Source organism: Ruegeria sp. BF12 (assembly GCF_056538705.1).
On the sequence record NZ_JBQFTP010000002.1, the window covers coordinates 432,732 to 450,142 of the forward strand.

Consider the following 17,411-nt stretch of genomic DNA (forward strand, 5'->3'; position numbering starts at 1 on the left):
AGTATTTGGCAAACTGTTCTGTTAGCTTTGCCCAACAACGTTTACGTTACAATAGCATAATTACCTGATAATAAACAATATTATGAGGGCATAGGAGATGTACTCCGCTCAGAGTTCTCGTGGGTTTCTATTCTCAGCTTCCGCGATTAGCTACGCTGCTATAACTTGCATTGTAGGCATATTAGCACATTCGGCAGTGGCGCAGGATGCGCCCAATGTAGCACCAGATCGGGCAGGATATTCCCCATACCCGGAACAAAGTTTTCCTAATCAGGTCTTTTTCGGCGACACGCACCTCCACACGTCCTACTCGTGGGATGCCGGATTGGTTTTTAACAAACTGTCCCCTGCGGATGCCTATAAATTTGCCAAAGGCGAAACGGTGGTTGCGTCCACGGGCATCCCCGCAAAACTGCAGAGACCATTGGATTGGCTGGTGGTCGCCGACCACTCTGACGGTCTTGGCATTGCGCCGCTGCTGACGCGCGCTGATCCGACTTTGCTGGAAGACCCTCTGGGCGCAGAGCTGTATGAGTTGGTCAGCCAGAAGACGATCGAAAGCACGCAGGCCGCTTATAACCTGTGGCTCGGCCGCGCCTATGAAGGCACGAACCATCTGGCGTCAGATCAAAACGTGCCCAAGGTTCCTTGGGAAGAAATCATCGACGCCGCCGAAGTGGCCAATGTGCCCGGCAGCTTTACCGCCTTTATCGGATATGAGTGGAGTTCGGCCCCGGACGGCAACAATCTGCACCGTGTCGTCGTTTACCGGGATGGCAAGGAAGAGGCCAATACCCGTATTCCGCTGTCCAATGGGCTTAGCAATGATCCCGAGGCGCTGTGGGACTGGATGGAGGACTACCAGTCCGAAACCGGTGGCCAGCTATTGGCCATCCCACATAATGGGAATCTGTCCAACGGGCTGATGTTTGATGACAAACGGTTCTCGGGGGAACCTCTGTCCGCAGAATATGCCGAGCGACGGCAACGTCTGGAGCCTCTGTACGAGGTGACCCAGATGAAAGGGGATGGTGAGACCCACCCGGCCTTGTCTCCGGATGACGCCTTCGCGGATTTCGAAACGTGGGACAAAGGCAGCTTTGGCACCGAGGTCAAAACACCCGAAATGTTGCCGCGTGAATATGCGCGCTCGGCCTATCGTCTGGGGCTACAACATGAGGCCGCGCTCGGCGTCAATCCGTTCAAGTTCGGGATGATCGGGTCAACGGACGCACATACGTCCCTGTCCACCTCTCGCGAAGAGAACTTCTTTGGCAAGATCACCGCGCTTGAACCTTCAGCCCATGAAATGCGCTTCTACGAGGCGATTACCGGTCGCCTTGGTGACGAAGCTAATCAGATCAAGGCATGGGAGACCTCAGCCTCGGGGCTGGCCGCCGTCTGGGCGCGTGAAAACACACGCGAGGCCATCTTTGACGCGATGATGCGCAGAGAGGTTTTTGCGACGACCGGGACGCGCATGCGCGTGCGTGTCTTTGCAGGATATGACTTTGAGGAGACAGACCTGCCACGCTCGGATTTCGACACTTACGGCTATGAAAACGGAGTGCCGATGGGCGCTGACCTTTCCACGAGCGATGGCCGCGCACCTCGTTTCATGGTGCGGGCGCTGCGTGATCCTGATGGCGCAAATCTGGATCGTATCCAGATCGTCAAAGGCTGGGTGAACGCGGACGGAACCACTACCGAACGGGTCGTCGACATCGCGTGTGGCGGGCGCGAACTGATAGATGGGGCGTGCGATGGTCCGGTCGGTGATACGGTCGTTGAGGAAACGGCCACCTGGACCAACGATATCGGTCAGGCCATTCTGGCCGGTTTCTGGGAAGACCGCGATTTCGACCCGACGCAGTCGGCTTTCTACTACGTCCGCGTGCTTGAGATTCCGTCCCCGCGCTGGACAACTTTCGACGCCAAGTTTTTTGGCACCGAACTGCCCGACGGTGCTCCGGTTTCAATCCAGGAACGGGCCTATACATCCCCCATCTGGTACACGCCATCTTGAGGTTTTAACCATGTATCTAAAAGCACTTACGGTATCCATCATTGCTTTGTCCTCAGCGGCCTTCGCTCAGGACGCACCACCGCCAAATCCGGGCGACCGTGAGTACTCACCTTACCCCCAACAGGATTTCCCTAATCAGGTTCTTTTTGGTGATACCCACCTGCACACATCCTATTCGCCAGATGCCGGAATGATCGGCAACAACCTTGGCCCTGCCGAAGCGTTTCGGTTCGCTAAGGGCGAAGAGGTAGTGTCTTCGATGGGTGTTCCCGTGCGCCTCATTCGTCCGTTAGACTGGCTGGTGATCTCAGATCACGCCGAAGGGCTTGGCGTCGCGCCCATGCTCAAGCGGGACGACCCCGCAGTACTGGATACCGAATTCGGTCAAACGTTGCATGGTTATGTCAAGGATGGTTCAGCCGAGGCGGCTGGAGAGGCGTGGAATCTGTGGGCCGGCTCCCGGTTTGAAGGCAAGAACCCGTACTCGAACAATCCCGATTTCTCACGTGGTCCGTGGGAAGAGACAATTGACGCCGCAGAAGAAGCAAATGAGCCTGGTCTGTTTTCCGCGATCATCGGTTTCGAATGGTCCTCAACGCCAAATGGCAACAACATGCACCGCGTGGTCGTGTACCGAGACGGCAAAGATGTCGCTAACTCTCGCGTTCCGCTTTCGTCTGACGGAGGTTTTAACCCTGAGAGCCTTTGGGATTGGATGGAGGCGCTGGAGACGGAAACCGGCGGGCGCGTGTTGGCCATCGCACATAATGGCAATCTGTCCAACGGGTTGATGTTCGACGACACCCCGTATGGTTCGGAAGACCCTATTGATCAGGCGTACGCGGAACGTCGAGCCAGGTTTGAACCGATCTATGAAGTTACGCAGATGAAAGGCGACGGTGAAACGCACCCGATGCTGTCACCCGATGATCCTTTCGCGGATTTTGAGACATGGGACTCGGCCAATTTCGGATCTGAACCCAAGACACCCGATATGTTGCCGAAGGAGTATGCCCGACCGGCGCTGCGGCGGGGGCTGGCCTACGAGGCGCAGTTAGGTGCGAACCCTTTCAAATTTGGCATGATTGGATCGACCGACGCCCATACTTCGTTGCCGACAACGCGTGAGGAAAACTTTTTCGGCAAGGTGACGCAGCTTGAACCCACGGCCGATCCAGTGAGGTTCGAAGAAGCCATAGCAGGGCGGTTAGGCGCCCCGGAAAATACGATCCGCGCGTGGGAAACCAGCGCATCGGGCCTTGCAGCGGTTTGGGCACAAGAGAACACACGCGAGGCCATCTTTGACGCGATGATGCGCAGAGAGGTTTACGCGACTACTGGCACGCGCATTAGGGTCCGTGTCTTTGCCGGGTATGACTTTAAGGAATCTGACCTCCCTCGGTCGGACTTCGCGGCGCACGGCTACGCCAATGGCGTACCTATGGGGGGTGATCTGGGAAAGAGTGAAGGCCGTGCGCCGCGTTTCCTAATTCGGGCGTTGCGAGACCCCGATGGTGCTAATCTGGACCGGGTTCAGGTCATCAAGGGCTGGCTCAACGCAGACGGCACCACATCCGAAAAAGTCTATGACGTTTCTTGTGGTGGGCGCGAGGTTGTTGATGGTGCGTGCAATGGTCTGGTGGGCGATACGGTTAATGCCGAAGAGGCTTCATACACCAATGACATCGGCCAAGCCATTCTTGGCGGCTATTGGGAAGATCCGGATTTCGACGCTGATCAGAGCGCTTTCTACTACGTTCGGGTACTGGAAATTCCGACCCCGCGCTGGACCACCTATGACCGCAAGTTCTTTGGTGTCGAATTGCCAGTGGGTGCGCCTGAATCCATTCAGGACCGGGCCTACACATCGCCCATTTGGTATGCTCCGGAGTAATTCTAATGAACACTCTATCAATTGCTTCAAGCATTTTTGTTTTCGCTGCGGCCGCAGCATTATGCCAGGAGACGCCAACCAACGCGACCGCCAACGCTTTGAAAGGTAGACCCTATTCGCCCTACGCAGACCGGGCGTACCTCGAGCGCGTTTTCTTTGGAGATACACATTTCATACCAGCCTTTCAGCGGATGCAGGCGGCGGCGGAACGCGGCTGATGCCTCGGGATGCATACAGGTTTGCGCGAGGTGAACAGGTGATCTCAAACACTGGCCAACCTGTGAAACTCGCGCGGCCTTTTGACTTTTACATGATCACAGATCACTCCGATGGGATGGGCGCGATCACTGATATAATTTCGGGTGCTCCCAATATAATGGCGGATGAACAGGGGCGCAGTTTCCACGAAGCATTCAATCAGGGCGGCGAAGCTGCACTCAGGGCAGCGCAGGAGATGACCGCAAGTTTCGCGCAAGGCACCCTCAGTCCTGCCCTAAACTATCAACTGGGCAACGAAGCTTATGTGCGCGTTTGGGACAATCTGGTCACTATTGCCGAGGAGTATTACCAACCCGGCGTTTTTACGACGTTCGCCGCTTTCGAATGGACTTCGCTTGTGAGCGGCAACAATTTGCATCGCAACGTCATTTTGCGCGATGGGCCGAACAGGACCAGGCAGCTTGTACCTTACACCACGACGCCGCCGATGGGATCACCGAACCCGCGCGATCTCTATGCTTGGCTTCAAGCTTATGAGGATACCACGGGCGGTGACGCGCTGGCGATTGCCCACAACGGCAATCTGTCCAACGGCTGGATGTTTTCATTGGTTGACGACTTCGCTGACGGCACCCCGCCTTTGGACCGGGAATACGCCGAACTGCGCCAGAAGTGGGAGCCGCTTTATGAATGGACACAGTACAAGGGAGATGGTGAAGCGCATCCGTTCCTGTCGCCTGATGACATATTCGCCGACTTTGAAACATGGGACTACGGCAATCTCGATAGTTCTGAACGCAAAACAAAGGAAATGCTTCCGGGTGAATACGCCCGCTCTGGCCTTTTGAGGGGGTTGGCGCTGGAGGCGGAATTGGGCGCGAACCCATACAAATTCGGCGCGAGTGCTGCAACGGACACGCATACCGGGCTTACAACGGTGACAGAGGATAATTTCTTCGGGAAATTCACCGCCTTTGAACCGAAAGCGGACCGCGCAGTCCACGTGGGCCGGACATTTCCGGATGGAGAGGCAGCCTATTACTCTTCCCAAAACAACGCCGCCGGATTGACGGCCGTTTGGGCGCGGGAAAATACACTCGAGTCGATCTTTGACGCGATACAACGACGCGAGACTTATGGGACGACCGGGCCACGCATGACAGTGCGTTTCTTCGGAGGGGACTACGACCGCGATGCTCTGGCGCGGCGAGGTTTCGCTCGCATCGGTTGTTCCGGCGGGGTGCCAATGGGCGGCGACTTGGCAACACCTGCCGACGGGGACGCGCCAGATTTCCGCGTCTACTCTTTGCGTGATCCAAATGGCGCCAACCTCGACCGCATTCAGATCATCAAAGGCTGGATCGACGCGGAAAGCGGAGAAACTATGGAAATGGTCTACGATGTGGCGTGGGGTGGTGATCGGTCGCCGGATGCAGCCGGCAAGATGCCTCCTGTCGGCAATACCGTCGATCTGTCCATTCCCACTTGGACCAACTCGATAGGCGCGCCTGAATTAGGCACCGTCTGGACCGGCCCCGATTTCGACCCTTCAGAACCTGCATTTTATTACGCTCGCGTGATCGAAATCCCAACGCCACGCTGGACAGCTTACGACGCGGTAAAGTTTGACGCAGAAATGCCAGAAGGCACTCCGATGACCACGCAGGAACGCGCTTACAGGTCGCCCATCTGGTACACACCCTGATCCCAAAAACCCAAAAAAGCACGGCAAACGCGTCAAGAAGTTAGAACGAGGTGAAAAATGAAAGTGCTTTTGCGCGAGATGCGCTCAGCGATGGGTGCCGTGGCTATAGCTACGATTACAGTTCTGCCAGTCAAACCGGCGATTGCGGTTGAAGGGGGTCTGGGTGCTTACTTTCTGGGAACCAGAGATACGTTTTCGGGATTTGTGCCCGAGCCGGGATCCTACACAAGTCTGACATTCGACTATCTGGACGGTAGCGTGGACGGCGTTTCGCTTGCAGGGCTTCCGATTGCAGCAGACGCAGACCTCGAACTGAACCTATGGCGACTGGGTTTAACTCAGGTTTTCGACGCGCAGCTCTTTGGCGGGACCCCTGCCATAAACCTGACCGTTCCCTTTCCCGTCGCCGAACTCACCTTTACCGCGATCCGCCCCCCTTTGCAGGGTGCGAACATTGACAACACGCTCTCAAGCTTCGGTGACATCAGCCTGACAGGTTTGGTGGGGTGGCACCGGGGCAATCTTCATTACAGCACGGGCATAACCGTTTTTGCGCCGACTGGCGAATACAATACCGCATCTATTAACGTTCAGCAGCGCACCGTCCAAGTTTTGAATGCCGGCAAGAATGTCTGGTCTTTCCAACCCTTCTTTGCTGCGACCTGGTTTGTTCCGGAACGTGGTTTTGAGGTTTCGGGTGCGGCCAGCCTGCTGTTCAGCGAAGAAAACGATGCTACCGACTATCAGACTGCTCCTGCATTTCAATTAGAAGGAGCCGTTGTGCAACGCTTCCGCTCGGGCTGGGGGGTTGGTCTTGCCGGGTACACTTACCATCAGCTTGAAGATGACAGTGGTGCAGGCGCCGAACTCACCCGGATCGCCTTGGGGGCCAGCAGCCTGCGGGCTCAGGTCAGCGGTATTGGCCCGCTTGTCACCTATGATGGCGGAACATTGCTGGGAGCCGACGCCTCCCTAAAGCTCAAATATACGCATGAGTTTGCGGCAAAACGGCGATTTGAAAGCGATGTCCTGACGGCCTTGATCTCTCTGTCTTTCTGAAAATGAAATCACGGTGTTAAACGTGTCTAAGAATATGTACCTGTCTTGGTTGGTGGCTTTTTTGGTCCCTTGGGGTGTTCAGGCGCAGGAAAACTCAGAATCGCTGGAATCGGCCGCTAATGACCCGACGGCTTCGATTATGTCGTTTCAGTTGCAAGGGTTTTTCAATTTTAATCTACACAACTCGCCGGAGGACAGCAGCTTGCTGCAGTTTCGGGCTGCGATCCCATTTACACTGGGATCAACCAACCACATTGCACGGCTCACGCTGCCATATGTGACGGGCAGCGCCAATGGGCAGTCGGGCCTGAGCGACACCACTTTGTTCGACCTCATGACCTTCGATAGGTCCTGGGGTCGTTTCGGCGTCGGCGCGGTGGCCTTACTGCCGACCGGCGAAGACGGGTTGAGCGCAGAGAAATGGGCCTTAGGGCCTGCGGCAGGGTTTGCGAAACAGGAAAAATGGGGCTCTGGGGACTTTTCAATCAAAACCTGTTTACCGTCGCTGGGGACGATGAACGGTCGGATGTTAACCTGTCCACAATCCAGCCTGTCTTCAACTACAACCTTAGCAATGGTTGGTCTGCCGGAACATCCGAAATGGTTTTTGTCTACGACTGGGAGGCCAGCGAATTCAACAGCCTGCCGCTGGGGGTCAAGGTGTCCAAGCTCGTCAAGGGTGGAGGGCTACCGTGGCAATGGTCACTGTCCTACGAGCACAACTTTTTCGATGGGGCGGTTTCAGCTGCCGACACCGTCAGCTTCACGCTGAAACTGTTGGTTCCAAAGGGGGTGTGAACCCATGAACAGGGCAAAGCGATGAATGCGCACTGGCAAACAACGAACCCTCCGCGTCGGACCATGCCACCCTCATTCAAACCAAGTGTGATCCGCCGGATTGTCACCGAGCCGTTTGTCCATTTTGCAGTTCTCAGCCTTGCGATCTTTGGCTGGTTCAAGCTTGCACAACCGGACGCCTGGTACGCTGACCCGGATGCGCGGGTCATCATTGTCGATCAGCGTCAGATCGACATTCTGGCCGGTCAGTACGAAAACACATGGCGGCGCCCTCCGACGGCGGAGGAACTGGCGAAACTCAAAGAGGATTGGCTGAACCGGGAAGTGTTGGTGCGCGAAGCTTTGGCGCTGGGGTTGGATGGGAATGACGAGATCATCCGCAACCGGTTGGTGCAGAAGATGAACTTCCTTTTGACCTCCGAGGCAGGCGCGGCCCGCCCCGAGGATGAGGTGCTGCAAACTTACCTGTCCGACAATGCCGACGCGTTCACGACCCCCGCACGGCTTGCAGTCAGCCTTGTTTATCTGGGGCAAAACCCAAGCGAGGCATTTGTCGAACAGACCCGGGCGCGTTTGACGGCAGGCGAAGACCACCGCCAGTTGGGTCAGGCGTCACTGCTTCCGGCCGGGTTTGATCTGAGCGCGCACAACTCAGTAGATGGCAACTTTGGAACGGGCTTTTTTGATCAGTTGCAACCTCTGCCGCTGGGTGAATGGAGCGGACCTGTTCAATCGTCTTTCGGACTTCACATGGTTCGGATCGACAACAGATTGGACGCCACTCTGCCGCCTTTTGGCGCGATCCGGGATCGTGTTTTGGCCGACTGGCGTGAGAAGCAGGCTGAACGCGCGACGGAGACCCTTCTGCAAAACCTGCGATCCACTTACACGATTCAGGAACCCGCAGAGACCGACGCGCCAGCGGGTGCCACATGAGTCGCCTTCTGACGCTGATTGTGCTGTTGGCGGGGCTTCTGGTTCCCGCCTTTGTAAATGCTCACGCGCTGGAACCCGGTTATCTGGAAATCTCGCAGGAAACCGAGAGTGACTGGCACGTCTTTTGGCGCAAACCCGACGTTCTGGGAGCACCGATGGATATCGACGTTGCGCTTCCGGATGTCTGTACCGCACCCACCTTTGACGCGCCGGTCTTTGACGGTCGCGCCTGGACTCAGATCTGGCGTATGACCTGCGCCGAAGACCTGCGCGGCAATATGATCCTAATCGACAAGCTTGATGCGCAGCGAACGGACGTCTTACTGCGGGTGGGGTATCTGGACACGGTGAACATTGCGACCTTCCGACTGACGCCGGATGCACCGGCCGTCACGCTGCCCGCGCAACAGGGGCTTGTTCAGACGCTGTGGCAGTATGGGGTTCTGGGCTTTGAACATATCCTTGAAGGCTGGGACCACTTGCTGTTTGTCTTTGCCCTGCTGGTATTGATCCGCAATCTGCGGCAGCTGATCTCGGCAGTGACTGCTTTTACCGTCGCGCATTCCATCACGCTGGTTCTGGCCACGTTTGGCGTGCTGAACGTACCGGGCCCTCCGGTCGAGGCCGTGATTGCCCTGTCGATCGTCTTTTTGGCGACAGAGGTTCTGCGCTCTGACGACAAACCAAAGACTTTGGCCAGCCGTTTCCCCTGGGTGACATCCTTTGGGTTCGGCCTGCTGCACGGTCTGGGCTTTGCCGGAGCGCTGGCCGAGATTGGTCTTCCCGAGCAGGACATCCCGGCGGCCTTGCTGGCCTTTAACCTCGGCGTTGAGGCAGGGCAACTGGCATTCATCTTTGCCGTATTGGGCGTGTTCCTGACGCTGAAAAAGACACTGCAAATGGTCTGGGGCTGGTCGATGGCACATGAGCCGTCGCGCCAATTTCTCGGATATCCCATCGGATGCATTGCAGCGTTCTGGCTGGCCGAACGGCTGGCAGGATTTTGAACAAAAAGATGGAGAAGGGACAATGATTAAAATACTTGGAGGCGTGATGATGGTCGCTGTAGTCGCGCTTGCTGGCTGCGACGTGGTGGACCCGGATTGCACACCGGAAAAGGCCGCGAAACGCCAAGTCCAGCAGGCAACGATCGGGGTGAGCAATCGTTGCACTCCGGCCGAAACAGCACGCGATACTGCCGGTATCGACGGTTGAGGAATTCGGACGTTCCAATACACTGAGCGCAATTTGAGTGGTGGCGAAGTGACACCCGATATCGTCCATTAGTTACGGTTGTCACTGCCTCAGGCTTTGGAAGCCCGGATCGGTTCCCCGTTCAAACCTCGTAGATCGGGGAACCGTGAAAACTGTGGTAGACTACCCGAATTGTTCGGAGGCCGCATGCGCTGGAAAGGACGACGTACAAGCAAAAACATCGACGACCGACGCCATGGGTCGCGCGGCACGTCCCGTGCTGGTATCGGCGGTCTTGGATTGATCGTGGTCGTTGTCGTAGGGTTGTTTCTGGGCGTGGATGTGACCCCGTTTTTGACCGGTGGTGGTCAACTTTCGGCGCCGCAAGCGAATGCGCCGGTGCAGATTGACGACGAAACCGAAGAGTTTGTGGCCGTCATCCTGGCCGATACCGAAGAAATTTGGTCAGAGATATTCCGGAACTCCGGCATTCAATACACGCCACCCATACTGGTCTTATTTGCGGACCGGACCCATTCAGCCTGCGGGCGTGCCATGTCCGCGACCGGTCCGTTCTATTGCCCAGTCGATCAACGCGTCTATCTGGATACGTCCTTCTTTCAGGTCATGGAACAGCGCCTCGGCGCGCGCGGCGACTTTGCCAAAGCCTATGTGATCGCGCATGAAGTGGCCCATCATGTTCAGAACAGCCTTGGCGTTCTGGAACAGGTGAACCGTGCCAAAAGCCAGTCCAGCCAATCCCAGGCGAACGCCCTTTCGGTGCGCGTGGAGCTTCAGGCTGATTGTTATTCCGGTGTCTGGGCCCGCGCCGTTGATCAGCGGTTTGGCGTACTTGAGGCCGGTGATATAGAAGAAGCTCTTAACACCGCAGCCGCGATTGGAGATGACGCTTTGCAACGCGCGCAACAGGGAGTGGTGGTTCCGGACAGCTTTACTCACGGCACAAGTCAGCAACGGCAAAACTGGTTCTATCAGGGATATGAAACCGGGGACCCCAACAGTTGCGACACCTTCTCGACGAACCGGTTGTAGGAACTGGTGATGCCAGCGGACTTATTCAAACTAAAGGCCAAATTTTGCTTTGAAAAAGCTCTGAGTTTCGTTCTTCGAAAACCAATCTATTTCAATGATGTGAGTTTGAAACGTAAATTTTCTTTGATCCTGAGTATTTCTGTGCTGTTCACTTTGGCATTATTGCCCGACAACGGCAGAGCACAGGATAGTAGAGGCTCGGTGCCAATCGCTGGAGCGGTTTGTCCACCTTTCGTGATGCAGGAAGGTGGCAACCTGGATGGGCTGGCCATTTTCTTGTGGGACCGCGTCGGCAGGGAATTGGACATTACGTACGGCTTTTCGGTCATGAATTTCGGTGACATGATCGAAAGTGTCGCCACCGGTCGATCCGCAGTTGGTGTCTCCCGCCTTTCGATCACGCCGGAACGCGAAGAACTGGTCGACTTTTCTCATTCCTTTTTTGAGACCCACAAGGCGATTGGGATAAAGAAGGTCAGCTATCTAAGTTCGATCCGGCAATTCCTTCTGAGTCCGCGAATTCTGACTGCGATCATCATCGTCTTCGGCGCGGCAGCTGTGGTTGGCGGCATCTTTTATCTGCTTGAGCATAAGATCAACTCGAAGCTCTACGCGATGAAAACTCGAGGTGGGAAAGTGATGGAGGCTCTGGTCATCGGACTGCTGTTCGTGACGCGCGGTCCCATTCGCTATTACGAGTTCAAAACACCGAATGCACGGATTCTCTCGGCTTTGTTGGCGGTGGGAAGTACCATCATGGTAGCCAGCATCACGGCTATTTTAGCCAGCGCATTCACGCTGGAGCAGATCCGATCCGAAATCCGTTCACCAGAAGATCTGGCGAAGGTGCGGGTTGCGACGCTGGCGGATTCAACGTCGGCAGAATATCTGCAACGGTCAGGCATTGCCGCGCGCACCTTTGCTACCTTGTCAGAAGTAGTCACTAGCCTGGAAACGGACCGGGTCGATGCGGTTGTCATGGATGCACCCGCCCTAAAATACGAAATCCTACAGGGCCGAGAGCAGGGTCGTTTCGAGACCCTCGAAGTGCTGCCCTATGAGTTCGAAGAACAAAACTATGCCTTCGCCCTGCAGGATGAAAGTGAATATGTCGAAGTGCTCAATCGCGCTTTGCTGTCTGTCCGCAAAAGCCCGGCATGGGAGGCCGAGGTGCTAAGGTACATCGGGAAATGAGACGTTCCAGCTCCACCGATCTGGTTTGGAGAATAAGGCCAAAGGAAGAAAGATGATGTCGAGAAAATTTCTATGGGTTTTGCTGGGACTTATCGCGCTGGCAGCCTGTTCGACAGGGCCTCGGGATTTTGTCCAAACTCCATCGCGGGTCGTCGAGACGCCGTCCAACAGCAGGTTGACATCGGCGGTGCGCAAACTGGGTGACCCGCGCGACGGGCGGTCGGGCGTCAAGCTGATCAGCAACGGAGAAGAAGCCTTGGCGGCGCGCATGGTGCTGGTGGCACAGGCGGATGTGTCAATCGATGCGCAATACTACCTTTTGCACAACGACCTAACCGGGCAGTTGTTCGCCCAAAGCCTGCTTGATGCGGCGGATCGCGGTGTGCGGGTTCGGCTGCTGCTAGATGACATGGATACATCCGGATATGACGCGATGACGGCGGCACTGGATTCCCATGAAAATATCGAGATCCGGCTTTTCAATCCATTCTGGCGCGACCAAAGCCTGCTGATCGCGGGCCTGACGGATTTCAAACGTATCAACCGGCGGATGCACAACAAGTCCATCACCGCAGACAACACCATTTCCATCGTCGGTGGCCGCAATGTGGGCGATGAGTATTTTCTGGCCAAGGAAGAGTTTAACTATGCCGATCTGGACATCCTCGTGGCTGGGCCGGTGGTGAATGAGGTGTCGAATAATTTCGACGAATACTGGAACAGCGAATTTGCCGTTCCCGCCCGCGCGGTGATTGACGAACCCGAGACTCTGGGGTTGGACGACGCCCGCGTGCTGTTGAATGCGCTGGTCGATGAATCCCTGAAAACCCCGTATGCAGCGGCGGTCAAAAAAGCAGCGCAAGAGAACTTTACGCTTAGGACGCTCAGGTTGAACTGGGTTCCGGCCAAACTGTATTCCGACCCGCCGTCCAAAGCGGCCGGGGCCGATAACGGTCAGCCCATTCTGGCATCGCAAATGGTGCCCTATTTCCGGAAAGCCGAAAGCTCGGTCAACATCGTGTCGGCCTACTTCGTTCCGCGCAAGAAAGGGGTTGAATGGCTGAGCGAACTTGAGGATCGCGGGGTCGAGGTGCGCGTCGTTACCAATTCACTGGCATCAAACGATGTGGCGCCTGTCTATGCGCATTATGCAAAAGAGCGGCGCGCGCTGCTGGACGGGGGCGTTGAGCTGTTTGAATTGCGCCCTGATTCCGATCGGGTGCATCAGAGGGGCGTGAACTGGGGTCAGTCGCGCGCGGGCCTTCACACCAAGGCGTTTACCATTGATGACCGATACCTGTTTGTGGGCTCGTTCAACTGGGATCCACGGTCGGTCAACATAAACACCGAAATGGGTGTGCTTGTTGACTCACCGGATCTGACAAAACGCGCAGTGGTCGTGCTGGATGAAGCTTTGAAGGAAAACACCTATTCGGTCCAGTATGACGAGGATGACCGTCTCACCTGGCGATCCCGCCGCGAGGATGGCGCGATCCTGCTGTATAAAAACGAACCCACCGGCAGTTTCTTTGATCACATCAAGGCCGGGATATTGGCGATCCTGCCTATTGGGTCGCAGCTTTAATGCGGGTCCAAAAAGAGTGGGCGCAATTTAAGAGAAAGAGTTTTAGATGGATTTTTTTGTTGATGGTCTGAACGGTATTCTCTGGAACTATGTCCTTGTTTACGCGCTGCTGGGGGCTGGGCTTTATTTCACGATCCGACTCGGTGCCCCGCAGTTCCGACATTTTGGCGAGATGCTGCGCGTCATCACGGCAGCCCCCAGCACCGACAAACGCGGGATCACTCCGTTTTAGGCTTTGACTGTCAGCCTTGCGTCGCGGGTTGGCACCGGGAACTTGGCAGGTGTCGCGGGTGCCCTGACGCTGGGCGGACCGGGAGCAATCTTCTGGATGTGGATGGTGGCGCTGCCCGAATGGACGGTGAGGCTGATCGCGGAGAGGTGCCAACTAAATCCCGGAACTCGCGAGCGTCCCGCTAAACCGGTTTGGCATAGCGTTTGCACCGTTGAACGGAGAACCTATCATTGCAGGTGATGCTGGCGTGCCGTTTTCCATCCAAAGCATCTCGAAAGTGTTCGCGCTGGTCGTGGCGCTTGGGCATGTCGGTGCATCACTCTGGCAGTGCGTGGGCCGAGAGCCGTCGGGTGATCCCTTCAACTCGACCGTTCAGCTTGAGTTCGAGCGCGGCAAATCTCGAAACCCCTTCATTAACCCGGGCGCGATTGTTGTGTCCGATGTAATTTTAGAACACCAATCCGGCGAACCCGGTTTGCATCCGGTTCTTGAGCTTTGCCGACGTCTGGCAGACTCGCCGGATATCATGGCGGACGACGATGTCTTTTCCTCTGAGGTAGCAACGGGCGACCGCAACCGGGCCTTGGGCTACTTCATGCTGGCCGAAGGCAACATTCGCGGCGATGTGACAGAGGTCACCGAAATATATTTCCGTCGGTGCAGCAACGAGATGAGTTGCCGTCAGTTCGCTGCGTCCACACGGTTTTTGGCAACCGAGGGCAACGGGCCTGACGCGGAAACCGCGGGTGTCACGCCAGAACGCGTACGCCGCGTGAATGCGCTGATGATGACCTGTGGGTGTTATGACGCCTCAGGTGAGGTCGCCTTTGGGATCGGTTTGCCCTGCAAAAGCAAGGTCGGCGGAGGGCTTGTCGCCATTGTCCCCGGCGTTGGGTCCATCGCCGCGTGGAGCCCCGCATTGGACAAGAAAGGCAACGCGGTCTTGGCGATCAAAGCAGTCGAGGAATTGGCGCATAGGCTCAGCTGGTCGGTGTTCTGAACTTGATCAAATTAAAGTGGGTGGAAAAAATGAACCTGATCAAGAGTAATTTCCTGAAAGCCGTCCCGGTCGCTTTATTGTTTGCTCCGAACACGGCGCTAAGCATCGAATACGAAGTGCCGCCCGTATTGTCTGCGCAGGAAAGCGTCCAGGGCATTCCGCTTTCGACCGAGATTTACCGCATCGAAGAACAGGTGCCGACCGATGGTTTCATGTCAACTTACCGTATTGAAACGACATTCGGACAATTCTCAGCCTCGGGTCCAGGCATGTTAAAAGCGCGTCTGACCGAAATTCGAGCTCTTGCTGCGCTTGACCATATCCAGAACGATCAGCAGTTCATCGATGCAGCTGAGGAAACAGCCGGAGAGACCTTCGAAAACCTGCGCCAGTTTGCCAAACAGCCGAAAGAAACTCTGAAAGGCGTGCCCGAGGGGATCGGGCGGTTTTTCAAACGCTCCGGACGGTCGGCAAAGACGGGTCTGCAAAAACTGGGGGATGTCCGAGAGGGTAACTTGCCGGGCGTCGACCCCGAGAGTGTTTCCAACCTCCCCGGAGGCTCGGCAGATCAGCAAGCCAGCCCACAGGGAAGCTTTACCGAGAATGTCGCGCGGGCAGGGGGAGATGTCGCGGTAAACATCCTTAGATTCGACAAACAACGCCGCCGATCTGCGAATGAAGACGGATCTCTTCGACGTGTTGGAAGTTCAGGCGAGCAAACCAACAGTCCTTGTCTGGCAGTTTTCGATTTATGCCGCTGCATTGATGTCCATGCGAAGACCCTATGCACTCATGCACACCAAAGACATCGCCCGCATGAACACCGATTTAGAGCCCGGTTTCATCACCTTGTTGACACTGCACGAAAACATGGATTGGCCGGAGTTCTCGCGCTTTAAAGCGGTTCTCACGGGCATTACAAGGATGCATCGAATCTGTTCTGGGAATACGGGCAGGAGACCGGTTTCGGCTCACGCCTGCATGATATCAGGCACAAATTTGCAATCGAACCCCTGCAGGAAGGCTGGAGTATATATCGGGTCAGCCGATATATCGGCCATTTGTCGGTGAGGACAACCGAGCGGTATTATCTTCGATATCTGACACAGGAAGAGCAAGATGCTGTGCGCTCTGATGGGGACAATGGTTTCTGGCAAGCCTCAGTTGCTCATGACCTGAAATCGGGCCTCGCAGTATTTGCGAGACCTGTTTTATTTGCAGTCAGGAGATATCATTTGCGGCCATCTGGCGAGGTCCGGGAACCAGGTTCCGGCGTCTCGAGACGGCATAGTCGGCGCAATTGGAACCTCAAATCTCGGCATAGTATGCCGAGTTTCGAGGTTATGCAGGCGATTTGGCGGCTCTCACAAGTGGCCACGTATTTTTTTAAGGGGATAGTGGCGGAGAGACAGGGATTCGAACCCTGGGTGGGCTTGCACCCACAACGGTTTTCGAGACCGCCCCGTTCGACCACTCCGGCACCTCTCCGCGGGGGTCTGTGAGGGGGGGATTTAGTGATGAACGCGAGAGGGTGCAAGCAGAAAATTCCCGAAATTAACAAAGCTGGGATTTTCCATTGCCTGACGACGTATTTCGCCTAGGCTCATCCTTATGACATATCTTGCACGCCACATCGGTTTTCCGCTTTTTCTGTTGCTTCTGACCCTTACAGCCGCATCTCAACACGCTGCCGCTGCCGGAAGGGACCGGATCGAAGCCTTTCTCACCACTACGGGGTTTGACGTTGCGCTGGAGAGCATCGCGCTTGCGTCCGCTTCTGCGCCGCAAATGCTGGGAATCGACCCCGAGGGTTTCGGGTCCGACTGGGCACGTCTGACCGAAGAAGTTTTTGACACCAAGGACATGCACGAAACCGCGGTGTCGATTCTTGAGCAGACGCTGAGCGACGATGCGCTGAACCACGCGGTTGAATTCTATGCTTCGGATCTTGGTCAACGTCTGGTCGACGCTGAAAATGCGTCTCATATGATCGAGGATGACGAGGCAAAACAACTAGAAGGCCAAGAGATCGTTTCCGAACTGATCAAGAATGGCTCCATGCGCGTTGAAAACCTGAAGCGTATGAACAATGCGATTGATTCCAGCGGCACGGCTTTGCGCGCGCTGCAGGAAATTCAGGTGCGGTTCCTTCTTGCTGCAAGCGCTTCGGGTGTGATCGACCTGCAACTGGACGCGGATGAGTTGCGTCAGATGATGAAGCGCAACGAAACTGGTATGCGCCAGGCGCTACAACTGTCTGCGCTTGCCGGCGCGGCCTACACCTATCAGGACTTTTCGGATTCCGAAGTCATCGCATATGCGGAGGCGCTGGAGCAGCCTTTGATGCAGGAAGTCTATGAGTTGCTGAATGCCATTCAGTACGAAATCATGGCTATGAAGTTCGAAGTTCTCGCGGCACGGATGGCTGACCTGCACCCGGCTCAGGATATCTGATGCGCTTATTTGCCTTCTGTTTGCCCCTTTTGCTTTGCGCTGCGCCCCTGGCAGCGGAAGAA

Annotated in this window: 16 protein-coding genes and 1 tRNA gene; 16 read left to right on the forward strand and 1 reads right to left on the reverse strand. The window is 55.9% G+C overall.

All coding sequences use genetic code 11. From position 1 onward, the window contains the following. The first annotated feature begins 97 nt into the window (after positions 1 to 97). From ACR0J0_RS05085 to ACR0J0_RS05155, 15 genes are all read left to right on the forward strand, one after another. Positions 98 to 2,026 carry a DUF3604 domain-containing protein gene (locus tag ACR0J0_RS05085; RefSeq protein ID WP_480661707.1) on the forward strand — a complete coding sequence of 643 codons (1,929 nt, stop codon included), beginning with the start codon at positions 98 to 100 and terminating at the stop codon, positions 2,024 to 2,026. A gap of 10 nt (positions 2,027 to 2,036) precedes the next feature. Further along, positions 2,037 to 3,920, forward strand: coding sequence for a DUF3604 domain-containing protein (locus tag ACR0J0_RS05090; RefSeq protein ID WP_480661709.1), 1,884 nt, complete (start codon positions 2,037 to 2,039; stop codon positions 3,918 to 3,920). A gap of 217 nt (positions 3,921 to 4,137) precedes the next feature. Continuing rightward, the gene (locus tag ACR0J0_RS05095; RefSeq protein ID WP_480661711.1) at positions 4,138 to 5,844 is read left to right on the forward strand and encodes a DUF3604 domain-containing protein; all 1,707 of its coding nucleotides are present in this window, start codon (positions 4,138 to 4,140) and stop codon (positions 5,842 to 5,844) included. A gap of 258 nt (positions 5,845 to 6,102) precedes the next feature. Continuing rightward, the gene (locus ACR0J0_RS05100) at positions 6,103 to 6,903 is read left to right on the forward strand and encodes a SphA family protein (protein ID WP_480661713.1); all 801 of its coding nucleotides are present in this window, start codon (positions 6,103 to 6,105) and stop codon (positions 6,901 to 6,903) included. Between the two features lie 462 nt (positions 6,904 to 7,365). Then, complete coding sequence (locus ACR0J0_RS05105; protein ID WP_480661715.1) at positions 7,366 to 7,701, forward strand: hypothetical protein; 336 nt, start codon at positions 7,366 to 7,368, stop codon at positions 7,699 to 7,701. 63 nt (positions 7,702 to 7,764) lie between these two features. After that, positions 7,765 to 8,637: a peptidyl-prolyl cis-trans isomerase gene (locus ACR0J0_RS05110; RefSeq protein ID WP_480661717.1), complete on the forward strand. Its 873-nt coding sequence runs from the start codon at positions 7,765 to 7,767 to the stop codon at positions 8,635 to 8,637. Next, a complete protein-coding gene (locus ACR0J0_RS05115; RefSeq protein WP_480661719.1) occupies positions 8,634 to 9,644 on the forward strand; it encodes a HupE/UreJ family protein in 1,011 nt (336 codons plus the stop codon). The genes ACR0J0_RS05110 and ACR0J0_RS05115 overlap by 4 nt, the downstream gene beginning before the upstream one ends. Before the next feature lie 22 nt (positions 9,645 to 9,666). Then, a complete protein-coding gene (locus tag ACR0J0_RS05120; RefSeq protein ID WP_480661720.1) occupies positions 9,667 to 9,852 on the forward strand; it encodes a hypothetical protein in 186 nt (61 codons plus the stop codon). Positions 9,853 to 10,038: 186 nt separating this feature from the next. Beyond that, positions 10,039 to 10,884 carry a KPN_02809 family neutral zinc metallopeptidase gene (gene ypfJ, locus ACR0J0_RS05125; RefSeq protein WP_480661722.1) on the forward strand — a complete coding sequence of 282 codons (846 nt, stop codon included), beginning with the start codon at positions 10,039 to 10,041 and terminating at the stop codon, positions 10,882 to 10,884. 105 nt (positions 10,885 to 10,989) lie between these two features. Next, positions 10,990 to 12,078 (forward strand): transporter substrate-binding domain-containing protein, encoded by a 1,089-nt coding sequence (locus ACR0J0_RS05130; RefSeq protein ID WP_480661724.1) that lies wholly within the window; start codon positions 10,990 to 10,992, stop codon positions 12,076 to 12,078. A 52-nt stretch (positions 12,079 to 12,130) separates the two neighbouring features. Beyond that, a complete protein-coding gene (locus tag ACR0J0_RS05135; protein WP_480661726.1) occupies positions 12,131 to 13,663 on the forward strand; it encodes a phospholipase D family protein in 1,533 nt (510 codons plus the stop codon). 46 nt (positions 13,664 to 13,709) lie between these two features. Then, on the forward strand, positions 13,710 to 13,895 hold the full coding sequence (locus tag ACR0J0_RS05140) for a hypothetical protein (RefSeq protein WP_480661728.1): 186 nt from the start codon (positions 13,710 to 13,712) through the stop codon (positions 13,893 to 13,895). Between the two features lie 42 nt (positions 13,896 to 13,937). Then, on the forward strand, positions 13,938 to 14,135 hold the full coding sequence (locus ACR0J0_RS05145; protein ID WP_480661931.1) for an alanine:cation symporter family protein: 198 nt from the start codon (positions 13,938 to 13,940) through the stop codon (positions 14,133 to 14,135). Further along, entirely contained in the window at positions 14,107 to 14,895 is a 789-nt protein-coding gene (gene glsA, locus ACR0J0_RS05150; protein ID WP_480661730.1) for a glutaminase A, read from the forward strand. Before ACR0J0_RS05145 ends, glsA begins: the two co-directional genes overlap by 29 nt. Positions 14,896 to 14,924: 29 nt before the next feature. Beyond that, positions 14,925 to 15,794, forward strand: coding sequence for a hypothetical protein (locus ACR0J0_RS05155; RefSeq protein WP_480661732.1), 870 nt, complete (start codon positions 14,925 to 14,927; stop codon positions 15,792 to 15,794). Between the two features lie 499 nt (positions 15,795 to 16,293). Here the strand turns inward: ACR0J0_RS05155 and ACR0J0_RS05160 are convergent. Then, positions 16,294 to 16,383, reverse strand: a tRNA-Ser gene (locus ACR0J0_RS05160). A 123-nt stretch (positions 16,384 to 16,506) separates the two neighbouring features. Here ACR0J0_RS05160 and ACR0J0_RS05165 point away from each other — a divergent pair. Beyond that, positions 16,507 to 17,349 carry a DUF2059 domain-containing protein gene (locus ACR0J0_RS05165; RefSeq protein ID WP_480661734.1) on the forward strand — a complete coding sequence of 281 codons (843 nt, stop codon included), beginning with the start codon at positions 16,507 to 16,509 and terminating at the stop codon, positions 17,347 to 17,349. Positions 17,350 to 17,411 lie beyond the last annotated feature (62 nt).